Source organism: Bacillus sp. FSL K6-0993, assembly GCF_037977205.1.
GTDB lineage: Bacteria > Bacillota > Bacilli > Bacillales > Bacillaceae > Bacillus > Bacillus subtilis.
The window spans coordinates 3,236,689-3,251,722 of record NZ_CP150275.1; the positions used below are offsets into that span (position 1 = coordinate 3,236,689).

At 44.7% G+C, this 15,034-nt stretch carries 17 protein-coding genes; 9 read left to right on the forward strand and 8 right to left on the reverse strand.

What is annotated here, in order from left to right:
* Positions 1 to 2 precede the first annotated feature (2 nt).
* Positions 3 to 911, reverse strand: a complete 909-nt coding sequence (locus tag MHH79_RS16885; protein WP_047183150.1) for a proline dehydrogenase — start codon at positions 909 to 911, stop codon at positions 3 to 5.
* A gap of 94 nt (positions 912 to 1,005) precedes the next feature.
* Here MHH79_RS16885 and MHH79_RS16890 point away from each other — a divergent pair, with 94 nt between their 5' ends.
* The 4 genes from MHH79_RS16890 to mdtP all read left to right on the forward strand — a co-directional run bounded on the left by MHH79_RS16890 (position 1,006) and on the right by mdtP (position 3,845).
* Complete coding sequence (locus tag MHH79_RS16890; RefSeq protein ID WP_003228567.1) at positions 1,006 to 1,251, forward strand: hypothetical protein; 246 nt, start codon at positions 1,006 to 1,008, stop codon at positions 1,249 to 1,251.
* A 12-nt stretch (positions 1,252 to 1,263) separates the two neighbouring features.
* Entirely contained in the window at positions 1,264 to 1,596 is a 333-nt protein-coding gene (locus MHH79_RS16895; protein ID WP_003222766.1) for a spore coat protein, read from the forward strand.
* A 159-nt stretch (positions 1,597 to 1,755) separates the two neighbouring features.
* The gene (gene mdtR / locus MHH79_RS16900; RefSeq protein ID WP_340034745.1) at positions 1,756 to 2,223 is read left to right on the forward strand and encodes a MarR family transcriptional regulator MdtR; all 468 of its coding nucleotides are present in this window, start codon (positions 1,756 to 1,758) and stop codon (positions 2,221 to 2,223) included.
* Entirely contained in the window at positions 2,220 to 3,845 is a 1,626-nt protein-coding gene (mdtP, locus tag MHH79_RS16905; protein WP_015384597.1) for a multidrug efflux MFS transporter MdtP, read from the forward strand. The genes mdtR and mdtP overlap by 4 nt, the downstream gene beginning before the upstream one ends.
* A 35-nt stretch (positions 3,846 to 3,880) precedes the next feature.
* Here the strand turns inward: mdtP and MHH79_RS16910 are convergent, their stop codons facing one another.
* Entirely contained in the window at positions 3,881 to 4,264 is a 384-nt protein-coding gene (locus MHH79_RS16910) for a tautomerase family protein (RefSeq protein ID WP_015483672.1), read from the reverse strand.
* Between the two features lie 18 nt (positions 4,265 to 4,282).
* Positions 4,283 to 5,023 carry an SDR family NAD(P)-dependent oxidoreductase gene (locus MHH79_RS16915; RefSeq protein WP_309530100.1) on the reverse strand — a complete coding sequence of 247 codons (741 nt, stop codon included), beginning with the start codon at positions 5,021 to 5,023 and terminating at the stop codon, positions 4,283 to 4,285.
* Positions 5,024 to 5,156: 133 nt separating this feature from the next.
* On the opposite strand from MHH79_RS16915, the gene MHH79_RS16920 reads away from it, so the two are divergent.
* Entirely contained in the window at positions 5,157 to 6,044 is an 888-nt protein-coding gene (locus tag MHH79_RS16920) for a LysR family transcriptional regulator (protein WP_047183152.1), read from the forward strand.
* A 19-nt stretch (positions 6,045 to 6,063) separates the two neighbouring features.
* Here the strand turns inward: MHH79_RS16920 and MHH79_RS16925 are convergent, their stop codons facing one another.
* The 4 genes from MHH79_RS16925 to MHH79_RS16940 form a co-directional block, all read right to left on the reverse strand.
* The gene (locus MHH79_RS16925; protein ID WP_003228549.1) at positions 6,064 to 6,351 is read right to left on the reverse strand and encodes a YusU family protein; all 288 of its coding nucleotides are present in this window, start codon (positions 6,349 to 6,351) and stop codon (positions 6,064 to 6,066) included.
* Positions 6,352 to 6,375: 24 nt separating this feature from the next.
* Entirely contained in the window at positions 6,376 to 7,203 is an 828-nt protein-coding gene (locus MHH79_RS16930; RefSeq protein ID WP_010886609.1) for an ABC transporter ATP-binding protein, read from the reverse strand.
* Positions 7,204 to 7,420: 217 nt separating this feature from the next.
* Positions 7,421 to 7,858 carry a YusW family protein gene (locus tag MHH79_RS16935; RefSeq protein WP_015384600.1) on the reverse strand — a complete coding sequence of 146 codons (438 nt, stop codon included), beginning with the start codon at positions 7,856 to 7,858 and terminating at the stop codon, positions 7,421 to 7,423.
* Between the two features lie 108 nt (positions 7,859 to 7,966).
* On the reverse strand, positions 7,967 to 9,763 hold the full coding sequence (locus MHH79_RS16940; RefSeq protein ID WP_309530098.1) for a M3 family oligoendopeptidase: 1,797 nt from the start codon (positions 9,761 to 9,763) through the stop codon (positions 7,967 to 7,969).
* A gap of 133 nt (positions 9,764 to 9,896) precedes the next feature.
* Between MHH79_RS16940 and MHH79_RS16945 the strand changes: the two genes are divergently transcribed.
* Positions 9,897 to 10,739 carry an oxidoreductase gene (locus tag MHH79_RS16945; RefSeq protein WP_015384602.1) on the forward strand — a complete coding sequence of 281 codons (843 nt, stop codon included), beginning with the start codon at positions 9,897 to 9,899 and terminating at the stop codon, positions 10,737 to 10,739.
* An 89-nt stretch (positions 10,740 to 10,828) separates the two neighbouring features.
* Positions 10,829 to 11,290 (forward strand): metalloregulation DNA-binding stress protein MgrA, encoded by a 462-nt coding sequence (mrgA, locus tag MHH79_RS16950; protein WP_014477938.1) that lies wholly within the window; start codon positions 10,829 to 10,831, stop codon positions 11,288 to 11,290.
* 42 nt (positions 11,291 to 11,332) lie between these two features.
* Here the strand turns inward: mrgA and htrB are convergent, their stop codons facing one another.
* The gene (gene htrB, locus MHH79_RS16955) at positions 11,333 to 12,709 is read right to left on the reverse strand and encodes a serine protease Do-like protein HtrB (protein ID WP_063334637.1); all 1,377 of its coding nucleotides are present in this window, start codon (positions 12,707 to 12,709) and stop codon (positions 11,333 to 11,335) included.
* Between the two features lie 277 nt (positions 12,710 to 12,986).
* On the opposite strand from htrB, the gene cssR reads away from it, so the two are divergent.
* The gene (gene cssR, locus MHH79_RS16960; protein ID WP_015384604.1) at positions 12,987 to 13,664 is read left to right on the forward strand and encodes a secretion stress-responsive two-component system response regulator CssR; all 678 of its coding nucleotides are present in this window, start codon (positions 12,987 to 12,989) and stop codon (positions 13,662 to 13,664) included.
* A complete protein-coding gene (gene cssS, locus MHH79_RS16965; RefSeq protein ID WP_003228527.1) occupies positions 13,661 to 15,016 on the forward strand; it encodes a secretion stress-responsive two-component system sensor histidine kinase CssS in 1,356 nt (451 codons plus the stop codon). Before cssR ends, cssS begins: the two co-directional genes overlap by 4 nt.
* Positions 15,017 to 15,034: the final 18 nt, after the last annotated feature.

Sequence of the window (15,034 nt, forward strand, 5' to 3'; positions counted from 1 at the left end):
TTTCACTTTTTCAAAATTCCTTTTAACACAAACGCTGCATTGGCAGGCCGTTCGGCAATTCTTCTCATAAAGTAGCTGAACCAGTCCGTTCCATATGGGACATACACACGCATTCTGTAGCCTTCCTTGGCGAGTTCCTTCTGACGCTCCGGCCTGATGCCGTATAGCATTTGAAACTCAAATTGCGACGCGGGGATTTGATGTTCGGCGACGAGCTGTTTCGTAAATACAATGATGTCATCGTCATGTGTGGCGACTGCCGTGTAGTTCCCGCTTAACAACTGCAGCTTTATTAAGCTCTGAAAATGAAGGTCCGTTCCTCTTTTGTCAGGAAACGCTACAGCCGCAGATTCTTTATAAGCGCCTTTTACAAGTCTGAGATTCGGCTTTAAGTCCCGCATCTTTCTGATATCTTCTGCCGCCCGGTACAGATACGCCTGAATGACCGTGCCGAGCTTCTCAAATTCCTGTTTGCATTGCCTGTAAATAAAAAGTGTCTGTTCATAATGCGAATAGTCTTCCATATCAATGGTCACAGCAACATCATATTGCTTCGCAACGGAAAGAATGGCGCGCAAATGAGTAAGAGCAAGTTCTTCTGAAAGATCGAGCCCGATTGAGGTCAGCTTAAGTGAAAGCTCTGAATCCAATTGATGTTCGGCAATGGCTTGAATGGCTTTCTTGCATTCCTCTGCGACTTGGTTCGCTTCTTTTTCCGAAGCTGCATACTCGCCTAAATAATCAATTGTTGCACACAAACCGGATCTGTTTAGCCTTTTGACGGTCTTAACCGCCGATTCAATCGTATCCCCTGCGACAAACCTTCGTGCTCCAAGCCGCGTTCCGTATGCTTTTGCGAACTTGGTAAGTGTTTTATTTTGAGATAAGAATAAAAACACATGTCTCAACATCCGACTCCCTCCCGCCGTCATCTTCAAAACACCTGTATATAACTCCCAGTCTGAAGGAAACTATAAAATGAACAGAAACCAAAGGAGGATCACAATGGATAATCAGCAGCAATCTCAAATGCCGCCTTCCGTTATTTCGACAAAGGATCATTTGTATCTCAATGACATGCTGAACTGGAATTTGCTCGCGATGAAAAAAGCGCATTTCATGGCGCAGCAGTGCCAGGATCAAACGTTAAAGCAAGAACTCGACCGCGTCGGACACATGCATCATGATCACTATCAAAGAATATTAAAGCACCTGCAGCCAGGCCAGCAGCAGTCCGGCTACATCCAATAAGGAGGCGCCAGAATGAATCAGCAAAATCAAAAAATCAGCAACCCGCAGACACCTGTACCGACAACATCGGAAATGAATGACAGAGATTTCGTCAACGAACTGCTGACAACCGAAAAATACATGACAACAGCTTATTGCACTGCCTTGCACGAATTCAGCCACGAGTCTCTTTATCAGGATATTCAATCCATTTTTGATGAGTCACAAAAAGCGCAAAGAAAACTGTATGACCTCATGTTCCAATATGGATGGTATTCTGTTGAAGCGGAGGATGCACAAAAGCTGCAGCAGTCCTATCAAAAATTCCAGCAGACCATTCAGCAGCAGTCTCCTTATCAGCAATAACAATATCAGTAAAAGGATACGATGTTCTTTCGGGCATCTATCCTTTTTTTTTGTGTAAAACCAGTTGACTTTTCATTTACGCTTATTTATATTTAATAAGCATTAACTATTTTGTCATCAAAATATATATACAGTGTATGTAACAGAGGGGAATTGAATATGAAGAGTGCGGATCAGTTAATGTCCGATATCCAATTATCGCTTCAGGCGCTCTTTCAAAAGATACAGCCTGAAATGCTGGAAAGCATGGAGAAACAAGGTGTCACCCCAGCGCAGCTGTTTGTGCTGGCCAGCCTAAAGAAACACGGCAGCCTCAAAATTTCTGAAATTGCCGAGCGTATGGAGGTGAAGCCAAGCGCGGTGACGCTGATGGCAGATCGCCTTGAACAAAAAAATCTTATCGCCAGAACACACAACACAAAAGACAGGCGAGTGATTGATCTCAGTCTTACTGACGAAGGAGACAGAAAGTTCGAGGAGATTTTGGCAGGCAGAAATGCCATTATGGCGCGCTATCTTTCCTTTTTGACGGAGGAGGAGATGCTGCAGGCGGCGCATATTACAGCAAAGCTCGCACAAGCAGCAGAAACGGATGAAAAGCAAAACATGAAAAGAGGAAATGGATGAAAATGAGTAAAGAAGGCAAACAATCAAAACGAACGTTATTAATAACAGGCTTAATTATTGCCATGTTTTTTTCAGCCCTTGACGGTACCATTGTCGGAACGGCCATGCCGAAAATTGTCGGTGATCTGGGCGGTTTAAGCATGATGACCTGGCTGACAACTGCATATTTGTTAACATCAACAACCATTGTTCCAATTGCCGGTAAACTGGCTGATTTATTGGGACGCCGCATTGTCTATGTATCAGGTTTAATTATTTTCATGGCCGCTTCTGCTTTGTGCGGAATGGCCAACAACATGACAGAATTGATAATCTTCCGTGGACTGCAGGGAATCGGCGGAGGCATCATGATGCCGATGGCGATGATTGTCATCGGTGACTTGTTCACAGGAAAACAGCGTGCTAAATTCCAAGGTGTCTTTGGCGCAATTTACGGGCTGGCTTCAGTGATTGGGCCGCAAATCGGCGGCTGGATTGTAGACTCGTTAAACTGGAAATGGGTTTTCTATATTAACCTGCCAGTCGGAATTATTGCGGTTATTTTTATTGCCAGAGGATTACAGGGACGCCAGCAGACTGGTCCGATCAACTTCGACATCGCTGGTATTTTCACAATGATTGTCGGTGTGGTCAGCCTCCTGCTCGCCTTAAGCTTTGGCGGAAAAGATTATGCATGGGATTCATGGCAGATTCTTGGGTTGTTCGCTCTCGCACTGATCGGCATTGTCAGCTTTATCATCGTAGAATCAAAAGCAAAAGAGCCAATCCTGCCAATGTATTTATTTAAAAACAGAACATTTACATTTCTAAACTTGATCGGCTTCTTTATGAGTATCGGTATGTTTGGCGCCATTACGTTCGTTCCTTTCTTTATGCAGGGAATTGTCGGTGTAAGTGCGTCTGAATCGGGTACAATTATGACACCGATGATGATTTCTATGATTATCACAAGTATCATCGGCGGACAGCTTGTTTATAAAATTGGGATTAAACCGCAAATCATTACAGGCATGCTGGTTATGGCCGGCGGATTCCTGCTGTTAACGACATTGGATCTCGATACAAGCAAGCTTGTCGCTACATCTTTTATGGCGATTATTGGTCTGGGAATGGGTCTTGTTATGCCGATTCTGACATTGGCTTTACAGGAAAGCTTTTCGAAGGAGGAGCTTGGAGTTGTCACTTCATCCAGCCAATTCTTCCGTTCTATCGGCGGAACATTCGGCATTACCATGCTGGGAGCCGTAATGAATGCGAGATCAGGAAATCTATTAACAGATAAATTGGTGCCATATTTAGACTCTCTTCCGGCACAGGCAAGCTCGTTTGCCGCCCAGCTAAAGGGTATGATTGATACAAATCCGCAAGGACTGCTGCAATCACTGTTCAGTCCGGACGCAGTCAAACAAATCCCTGCGGCTTTCTCATCCCATATTGTGCCGATTTTAAAAACATCGTTGATGGATTCGCTCCACAGCGTGTTTTATACGGGCCTGATCTTTATCGCAGTCGGAGCCGTATTCACCTTGTTCTTAAAACCTATCAAGCTATCAAATAAGAAAACGGAAGACCAACAAGAAAAAGAGAAAGCGGCAAAAGCCGTTGAATCACCTTCCCATTAATAGAGCACCCCGCGGGTATCAATCCGCGGGGGTTTTTATTCAATCATCTGGGCTCTTCCATTTCCGAAAGACCAATCCTCAGCCTGATTTCCGGCCAGCATGATAAACACATCTTCTTTTCTGACACCAAGCTCGGAATGAATCCGACTCGCGATTGAGCGGTAAAGTGCTTTTTTCTGTTCAGTTGTTCTTGACTGTTTCAGTGTAAAATGAATGTATATCAGTTCATCAGTACGCTCGACTTGGAGATAAAATGGATCATAAAAAAATTCGCTTTTTTCATATTGTCTGATGACTTGGAAATAGTCATCTTCCGGCACATTGATTTCTTCAATCATCGATTGGTGGATAGTCCTGCTCAGTTTTTGAAGCCACGCTTCGCTTCTTCCCGACCGTAAATGAATCTGTACAAATGGCATCTCCCTGCATCCCTTTCTTTACAGCGTCTGTCCGCTGTCAATTGTGATAATTTGGCCTGTGAGTGATTCCTGTTCAATTAGTGAACAAATCAATTTGGCAACATCATCTGGTTCAGCAATACACTGCAGCGGCAAAGAGCCAATCATGCTTTTCATTTTTTCTTCCCGGCCGGCCCACCATCTCGTTGCCACAGCTCCTGGTGCTACACCGCTTACTCTGATTTCAGGCGCTAAGGCGTGGGCCAATGATTTCGTTAAACCGTGCACCGCTGATTTTGATACTGCGTAAGGCATAGATGAGCCGGCACCAGTTACCCCTGCGATGCTGCCGACGTTTACAATCGCCCCGGCCTTGCTTTTCTTCATGAACGGAACCACTGACCGCGCGCAGAAAAACATCCCTTTCACATTGACGGCATACAGCTCATCCCATATGTCTTCTGTCGCAGCCTCAAGATCATCCATTGGAATATGCCATGTAATGCTGGCATTGTTGACTAAAATATCAACCGTGCCGTGTGTGTTCACGATTGCTTGAATCATTTCCTGCACGCCGCTGTTTTTGGATACATCTGCTTGGATGGCGAAGGCTTGCCCGCCAGCTTTTTGAATCATTTCCACTGTTTCCTCCGCTTCTGATTGCGAGCGTGAATAATTCACCGCCACAATCGCCCCGCGCTTTGCCAATTCCATACTGGCTGCTTTTCCGATTCCTGTGCCACCCCCCGTTACGAGAGCTATTTTGTTCAAGACATTCATTGCCGCCACTCCTTGCTGTTGACTAAAGTATATTTCTGATTCCATTGTAATCCAGCTTTGATGTTACGTATAATGATTGTTAAAGATACTAGATATCACTCAGATTGATAGCAAACGAACGGGGGAGTTCAAAATGGAAAGCGGAGATTTACGTGTGTTTCAAATGGTAGCCCTTGAAGGGACCATTACGAAAGCAGCCCTGCAGCTTGGCTATGTGCAATCGAATGTCACGGCCAGAATTCAGCAATTGGAAGCTGAGCTGGGTACCACACTGTTTTTGCGTCATAATCGGGGCATGACACTTTCTGCAAGCGGAAAATTGCTGCTGGACTACGCAAATAAAATTATTGGCCTTCTTGATGAAGCGTCTAAAGCGCTCTCATCCTCCGCAGAACCAAGCGGGCCGCTTATGATCGGCTCCACTCAGACAACAGCCGCGGTAAGGCTACCAAAGCTACTGGCATCTTATTATGAAGAACATCCAAACGTCCAGTTGTCTTTAACAACAGGACATACGCAATTTCTCCTTGATAAAGTTCTTCGTTATGAATTGGACGGCGCGTTTATCGGATGCGAATGCCATCATCCTGAGCTCGAATCCTATCCTGCATTTGAGGAAGAACCAGTAGTTGTTTCGGCTGCCTCCGTGCCCGATGTTGAGGAAGCCATCACAAAGCCGATTCTCGTATACAGCACAGGCTGCTCGTATCGAGAAACACTTGAAAAATGGCTGCGTTCCGTCGGTGTCACACAGCCGGTCATTATGGAATTTGGGACGCTTGAAGCAATTATCGGCGGGGTTACAGCAGGTCTTGGCATCTCGTTGCTGCCAAGAACGGTTGTGCAGAAACATGAAGCAGAAGGATCAATTCGATTGTACCCGCTGCCTGAAGCTCTCAGCCAGATGAAAACAGAATTTATTGTTCGAAAAGATTCGTTTATCAGCAGCGCGCTGAGAACCTTTATGGATTCCTTTACGCCAGATAAAACGGCTGAATCACAAAAAAGCAGTCTGCTATAATGAACAGACTGCTTTTTGGCTATTGTTTGTTTCGATGCGCTTCATTTAATTCCTTAATATGCTGAATGATCTCTTTAATGCCCTGCTTTGCATCAGGGTATGTCGCATTCCAATGCTTAGCGAGCGGAGGCATGCTTTTGGCTATATGGGTGTACAAAATCCATTGCTTCACTTCTTCTTTTAGCTCATCGTTTGTTTCACCAAGCAGAAGCTCAGTATACTTCTCCAGCAATCCATCCAGCTGCTCCTGAAGTTTTTGTTCCATTTTCCATCTTCCTTTCGAAAAAACAGCAAGGAGCTTTCTCAATTGAAAGCTCCTTCGCAGCGTTATTTATCCATGTGATGTGAAAGCCGCTTCCTGGACAATGCATCTGCCCCTGCCATGAGGAATGCAAAGAGGCGTTCCGAAGAGCGGGTCCTGTGTAACCTGACAGTTCATAGAAAACACATTTTGCACAAGATCACAAGTGATGACCTCTTCCGGACGGCCTTCTGCATAAATCCGTTTATCTTTTATGGCCACAAGATGATGCGCATAGCGGCACGCCAAGTTTAAGTCATGGAGAACCATAACAATCGTCCGGTCTTCCTTTTCATTCAGCTCAAACAGCAAATCAAGAATTTCAATTTGATGCGTCATGTCTAAATACGTCGTCGGCTCGTCAAGAAGGATGATATCCGTTTCCTGGGCAAGCGTCATCGCAATCCAAGCCCGCTGGCGCTGTCCGCCTGACAAAGAATCAACGGCACGATCAGCCATGTCCTCAAGCTTTGTTGCTTTAAGCGCTCTTTCAACTGCTTCCTCATCCTCTTTTGACCACTGCTTCAGCCAGTTTTGGTAAGGATATCTTCCTTGCTTCACCAGCTGATGCACCGTCAGCCCCTCTGGAGCCGAAGGCCCTTGGGGCAGGATTGCGAGCTCTTTTGCGACTTCCTTCGTCGGAAGCTTGGCAATCGCTCTTCCTTCCAGCAGCACTGAACCGCCTCTCGGCTTCATCAGGCGCGCTAATGAACGTAAAAGTGTCGATTTTCCGCAGCCATTGCTGCCAATAAATACGGTAATTTCACCTTTGGGAATTGTTAAATTCAACTCATCAATAATAACGGCATCCCCGTATCCTAAGCTCAGCGTTTCTGTAGAAATTGCACTCATACCCATAACCGCTCCTTTTTGCTGGCTTTTTAGCAGCACTATGTATTGCACGTTTTCTATATACATGCTTTTAAGTCAATTGTCATCAATGCAAGTGATTCCGATATTCAGCCATTTGATATGGTCATATATCCCTCATTGTAGCAGAAAACACTGACTTTGAAAATCATTTTCAATTAGTTTTATGGACATAATTGACGTTTATGGGTTTTTTATCACAAGATTACTTCTTGATTTCTCTGATGGAGCCGTCCTTCAGCTTCAATTTTAAATCGATATGATCATAATGACTGTCCAGATTAAATGCTGCCAGCACACTTTGTATCACTTCTGTTTCAGCCATTTGGTCTGTCACGGAAAGCTCGCTCAAAATCATTTTCATCTCATCCAATGCTTCTTCTCCCTCCTGATTGACACCAGAGAGCTTATCCTGTATTTCCGCTTTTTCCTGAGTCCCGTTCTTTGTATAGATTCCTTCATAACGGTTATGCTCACCATCCCCGTAGCTCACACGAAGCGAAAAATTGCTGTAGGGAACGGATTTCAGCTGGGTGACGGCTGTATTTTCTCCTTCTGCCTGCTGCTGGTCTTCATTGAGACGGCAGCCCGCAATCAGAACCACTGCGAGACATACAGCCCCGGCTGCTCTGACCAAATGCATATGTTTCCCCCCTGTAGGATTCCATTTATTTTAGGTATATCCAGAGAATGAAATCCTCATTCAGAGAAGAATTGAAAAAGCCGGGGCATATAACGCCACGGCTTTTCTTTAAGATTCGGTCATTTGCAAAAAGGTTTCGGCGTCACGCACAGCCAGCTTGATGGCATTCTCCCAGAAATCGCGCTTCGTGATGTCAGCCCCCAAATGCTTCATGGCCAAATCCTCCACTGTCATAGAAGCCGTATCTCGCAATAGCGCCATATACTTCTCTTCGAATGCGTTTTTTTCTTCAAGCGCCAGCGCGTAAATGCCAAGAGAAAACAGGTAGCCGAATGTATAAGGGAAATTGTAAAACGGCACCCTCGTGATGTGAAAGTGAAGTTTTGATGCCCAAAAAAGCGGATGATATTCTTCTAACGCATTGCAGTATGCCTCTCTTTGCGCCTCTTCCATCAGCTCATTCAAGCGGCTGGCCGGTACCACTCCCCGCTTTCGTTCCTCGTAGAATCTCGTTTCGAATAGAAATCTTGCGTGAATGTTCATGAAGAACGCAACACTTCTTTGCACTTTATCCTCCAGAAGAACAATCTTTTCTTCCCTGGTCTCGGCTTGCTGGACAGTCGCGTCCGCCACTATCATCTCTGCAAACGTTGAAGCTGTTTCTGCAACGTTCATGGCGTAGGAACGGTTTAACGGCCTGACGTCGAGCATTGCTTCCTGATGGAACGCGTGCCCGAGTTCATGCGCAAGAGTAGAGACATTTGAGGCGCTGCCCGAAAATGTCATAAAAATCCGGGATTCCCCACTGTCTGGAAAGCTCGTGCAAAAGCCGCCGACTCTTTTTCCACTCCTGTCTTCCGCCTCAATCCAGCCGTCCCGAAACGCTTTTTCAGTGAATGAGGACAGCTTTTTGCCAAACGTTGAAAACTGGCTGGTAATGATATTTGCGGCTTCATCATATGAATAGACCTTTCCGTCAGAACCGATCGGTGCCTCGACATCGTACCAACTGAGTTTTTCAAGGCCGAGCATGGATGCTTTCCGGTTCAAAAACTGAACGAACGGCTTCTTGTTTTCAGTGATGACCTGCCACATCGTATCAAGTGTTTCTTTTTTCATCCTGTTAATTTGCAGCGGTTCCTTCAGGACATTCTCCCAGCCGCGCGCTTTATAGGTTTCAAGCCGGAATCCCGCCAAATGATTCAGCGTGCTGCTGAAAAGATCCTGCTTGCTCTCCCAAGCTTGGCGGAAACGTTCATATACTGTTTTTCTGACAGCACGGTCTTGATGGTCCATCATATTCTCCGCCTGACCGACAGACAATTGCTTGTTTTCACCGTTTTCCTCATACGGGATCGTCATTTTCCCGACAACCATATTGTATAAGTCACTCCAAGCGTGATATCCGTCCACCGCAAGGTTTCCGATCAGTTTTTCTTTACCGGGGCTAAGCTTTTCGGCAACCCTCTGTCTTCTTTCATTTAATATGTAAGATACATCGCGCAATCCCGGTTTTGTTAACAATTCATTCCACACGTCTTGATTAATGTCCACAAGTTTATGATCTAATGTAACGAGCGACGATTGAAAATCTGCGGAAAGCCGGTTCATGAGTGCCTGATGCTCTATAGCCTTTTGATCATTGATATTCTGGGCCTGGAGGCAAGCAACAAAAGCGCCGGCCTGCTGAAGCTTGACGGATGTCTGTTCGAATAAATCAAGCAACGCGGTCAGCCCTTCAGCCTCTTCAGGCGATTCAGGCACCTGAAACGCATCAGTCCTGTCTTGAAATGCACTCAGACTTTGTGACAGCTTCTCAATATATCCTTTGAATTCTTCTGATTGGCTCCCGCCCTTAAAAAATGAATCAAGATCCCATCTTTGGCCTACCCCTTGCAGCGCCATATCACAAAACCCCTTTCCTTCTTTCGTTCTATTATAGAACAATTCTGAATTGTTGTATAAAAATTTCTTTTACAGACGTCATTTCCTGTTCAGGATTGTACAATAGCTGTAGCAGTTTAATAGGAGGGTTAGGATGAATAAAAAAATAGCAATCGTAACGGGAGCGTCCAGCGGCTTCGGTCTGCTGGCAGCTGTAAAGCTTGCCCGATCATTTTTCGTGATAGCCACATCAAGACAGCCTGAAAAAGCGGAACAGCTTCGGGAATTGGCTGCAGCACACAATGTGTCTGATTCTATTCACATTACAGCTCTCGATGTCACCGATGAACAATCTATAGTCTCATTCGGAAAAGCCGTTAGTGCTTACGCCCCGATCGACTTACTCGTTAACAATGCCGGAACGGCTTATGGAGGATTTATCGAGGATGTGCCGATGGAACATTTCAGACAACAATTTGAAACGAATGTCTTCGGTGTGATCCATGTGACAAAAACCGTTCTGCCTTACATAAGAAAGCATGGCGGCGCAAAGATTATAAACGTGAGCAGCATCAGCGGACTGACCGGATTCCCAGCGCTGTCACCATATGTTTCTTCCAAGCATGCATTGGAAGGTTTTTCTGAAAGCCTTCGTATCGAGCTGCTTCCGTTCGGTATCGAAACCGCTTTGATCGAGCCGGGCTCATACAAGACATCGATCTGGACAACGTCATTATCAAATTTTATGTCGGTGCCTGCTGACGATTCAGCCTATCATCAATACTATAAAAAGATCCTTTCCTACGTTCAAAAAAACGGAGAAGAAAGCGGAGATCCCCAAGAGGTTGCCGACCTCATTTACCAATTGGCAACAAAACAGCACATAAAGAAATTGCGATACCCGATCGGAAAGGGCATCAGGCTCACCCTGCTATTCCGATCGCTTTTTCCTTGGTCTGCGTGGGAGTCTATCCTGAAGAAAAAGCTATTCAGATGACCTAAATTATAATAATTATAATTTAGTATTGATTTTTATTTAGTATATGATATAATTAAAACATCAGATCACAAGGAGGACGTTATCTTATGAAAACTGAAAACGCAAAAACAAATCAAACATTAGTTGAGAATTCAATGAACACACAATTATCAAACTGGTTTCTTTTATACTCTAAGCTCCACCGTTTCCATTGGTATGTGAAAGGGCCTCATTTCTTTACATTGCACGAGAAATTTGAAGAACTTTATGACCATGCGGCTGAAACAGTCGATACCATCGCTGAGCGCCTGCTGGCGATTGGCGGACAGCCTGTTGCCACAGTGAAAGAATACACTGAGCATGCATCTATCACAGACGGCGGAAACGAAACATCAGCTTCAGAAATGGTACAAGCATTGGTAAACGACTACAAACAAATCAGCAGCGAATCTAAATTCGTGATCGGCCTGGCTGAAGAAAATCAAGACAATGCGACAGCGGACTTGTTTGTCGGATTAATTGAAGAAGTTGAAAAACAAGTGTGGATGCTTTCCTCTTACTTAGGATAAAAAAAGCTGAACCCTATTTGGGTTCAGCTTTTTGTTTTTTTCTTAGCTTGAACGGCTTTCTGTCTGCTTGGTCAGTGCCGCGTTCAACGTTTTCGTTTTTCCCTTTCGCAGCACTTGGATTGTTGTTTTATCTCCGACTTTTAAGTCTTTGTAAAGGATCTGACGGATATCCGCACTGCTTTCCACGTCTTTACCGTTTAGTTTGACAATGACATCCTCAGATTTAATACCTGCTTTTTCTGCCGGTGAATTTGCTTGAACTTCTTTTACATAAACACCTTTGCCCAATTGATCTCCAAACAGGCCGAGCGTATTTTCCTGATAAGTTTCAGGAACTTGTGACATGTCAATCATCTGCACGCCTAAAAACGGACGGTCCACCTTCCCGTTTTGCAGCAGCTGGTCAACAATCGGCTCGACATCATTGCTTGGGATCGCAAATCCAAGTGATTCCACGCCGCTTTCGCTCACCTTCAAGCTGTTGATGCCGATGACCTGGCCGCTTGCATTGATTAATGGGCCTCCGCTGTTCCCCGGGTTGATCGCTGCATCAGTTTGCAGCACGTTCATTTCCACCGTCCCTTGTGTTGTATCCACATCAATTGTCCGGTTCAATCCGCTAATGATGCCTTGTGTCACCGTACCGGAAAACTGCTGTCCGAGCGGGTTACCGATAGCGATTACCTTTTCGCCCGTGCGCAGCTGTGAAGAATCACCAAAGCTCGCCACTTTTTTGACGTTCTTGCTGCTGATTTCCAAAACTGCCAAATCAGTAATGGTATCGCTGCCGACAAGCTTGGCAGTTTCCGTTTCTCCGTTGTATAGCGTAACAGTCAGCTTGTTCGCGCCTTCAACGACATGGTTGTTTGTAATGATATACGCTTTATTGCTGTCTTTTTTGAAAATAACACCTGACCCGGTTCCGCTTTCACTTTCTGAGCTAGAGCCTCCTCCCGTGCCGAATGTGTTATTTTGAGAGGTTTGGATATTTGAGATTCCGACAATCGTAGGCTCTAAATCCTCTACCATATCAGCGATGTTTGATGCGTTCGTTATCGGCGCCGTTGTAAAATTATCAGACTGCACCTGTTTATTTGCGGAAGCGGTCTCGGTCGCCTGATTTTGGTCTGACGGCAGATAAGGCGCGATGCCAAGCATGAGGCCCCCGCCGATAATACCGCCTAAAATCGGGCTCAGCCATGCGGCTCTCCGTTTCTTTTCTTTTTTCACAGCCGTTTCTTGCTTTTCCATTTCTAAAGCAGAAGCCGTTTCCTGCCGTCCCGCTTCATACGACACAGGCGCGTCAAGCAATTCTTGTTCAGAATGTCCTATCAGTTTCTGGTTTTCTGTATTCTGCTGTTCTGTATGTGAAGGTTCAGTTTGATGTTGATCGTTTTGGCCATCACGTCGATAATCCATGTTCTTCCACTCCTTTAACGGTTATTCATTTATCGTTACATATTCATCGCATGTACAAGTTCAATTGTCCCAATAATGAGGAGAAAAGCAAAGCACCAAAATAGAATATGTTTGATCATCCTACATCTTCCTCGCTCTTTTTCTCTTCCTTTCTTCCCTTATACATATCATAAACAAACATTGTGGGATAAAAATGAAAAGAATATGTGAAATTATGAAAATTGCCTGCCGTATGTTAAAACTAGTTTATAATGACGTTGAAAGGATGTGAAGAGCCTTGTCATACACCATTTATCTAGTTGAAGATGAGGATAACCTGAATGAACTGCTGACGAAGTATTTAGAGAATGAGGGCTGGAACATTACATCTTTTACGAAAGGTGAAGACGCCAGAAAGAACATGACACCGTCTCCCCACCTATGGATTCTCGATATCATGCTGCCGGATACCGACGGCTATACATTAATAAAAGAAATCAAGGCGAAAGATCCTGACGTGCCGGTCATTTTTATTTCCGCCCGAGATGCGGATATTGACAGAGTGCTTGGCTTAGAGCTTGGCAGCAATGACTACATTTCAAAGCCGTTTCTGCCGCGGGAGCTGATTATCCGTGTGCAAAAGCTGCTGCAGCTCGTATATAAGGAAGCTCCTCCTGTACAAAAAAATGAAATTGCCGTCTCCTCGTATCGGGTCGCTGAAGACGCCCGCGAGGTCTATGACGAAAACGGGAATATCATCAATTTGACGTCAAAGGAATTTGATCTGCTGCTATTATTTATCCATCATAAAGGGCATCCGTACTCTCGTGAGGATATCCTCCTAAAAGTGTGGGGGCATGACTACTTCGGAACAGACCGGGTCGTTGATGATCTCGTCCGGAGACTGCGCAGAAAGATGCCTGAATTGAAGGTGGAGACGATTTACGGTTTCGGCTACAGGATGATGTCATCATGAAAAACAAGCCGCTCGCGTTTCAGATATGGGTTGTCATATCCGGCATCCTGTTAGCGATATCGATTTTACTGCTTGTGTTATTTTCAAACACGCTGCGAGATTTTTTCACTAATGAAACGTATACGACGATCGAAAATGAGCAGCATGTTCTGACAGAGTACCGCCTGCCAGGTTCGATTGAAAGACGCTATTACAGTGAGGAAGCGACGGCGCCGACAACTGTCCGCTCCGTACAGCACGTGCTCCTTCCTGAAAATGAAGAGGCTTCTTCAGACAAGGATTTAAGCATTCTGTCATCTTCGTTTATCCACAAGGTGTACAAGCTGGCTGATAAGCAGGAAGCTAAAAAGAAACGTTACAGTGCCGACGTTAATGGAGAGAAAGTGTTTTTTGTCATTAAAAAGGGACTTTCCGTCAATGGGCAATCAGCGATGATGCTCTCTTACGCGCTTGATTCTTATCGGGACGATTTGGCCTATACCTTGTTCAAACAGCTTCTGTTTATTATAGCTGTCGTCATTTTATTAAGCTGGATTCCGGCTATTTGGCTTGCAAAGTATTTATCAAGGCCTCTTGTATCATTTGAAAAACACGTCAAACGGATTTCTGAACAGGATTGGGATGACCCAGTAAAAGTGGATCGGAAAGATGAAATCGGCAAATTGGGCCATACGATCGAAGAGATGCGCCAAAAGCTTGTGCAAAAGGATGAAACAGAAAGAACTCTATTGCAAAATATCTCTCATGATTTAAAAACGCCGGTCATGGTCATCAGAGGCTATACACAATCAATTAAAGACGGGATTTTTCCTAAAGGAGACCTTGAAAACACTGTAGATGTTATTGAATGCGAAGCTCTTAAGCTGGAGAAAAAAATAAAGGATTTATTATATTTAACGAAGCTGGATTATTTAGCGAAGCAAAAAGTGCAGCACGACATGTTCAGTATTGTGGAAGTGACAGAAGAAGTCATCGAACGATTGAAGTGGGCGCGGAAAGAACTATCGTGGGAAATTGATGTTGAAGAGGATATTTTGATGCCGGGCGATCCGGAGCAATGGAACAAACTCCTCGAAAACATTCTGGAAAATCAAATCCGCTATGCTGAGACAAAAATAGAAATCAGCATGAAACAAGATGATCGAAATATCGTGATCACCATTAAAAATGACGGTCCGCATATTGAAGATGAGATGCTCTCCAGCCTCTATGAGCCTTTTAATAAAGGGAAGAAAGGCGAATTCGGCATTGGTCTAAGCATCGTAAAACGAATTTTAACTCTTCATAAGGCATCTATCTCAATTGAAAATGACAAAACGGGTGTAACATACCGCATAGCAGTGCCAAAATAGACTGTAGATGTTTTGCAG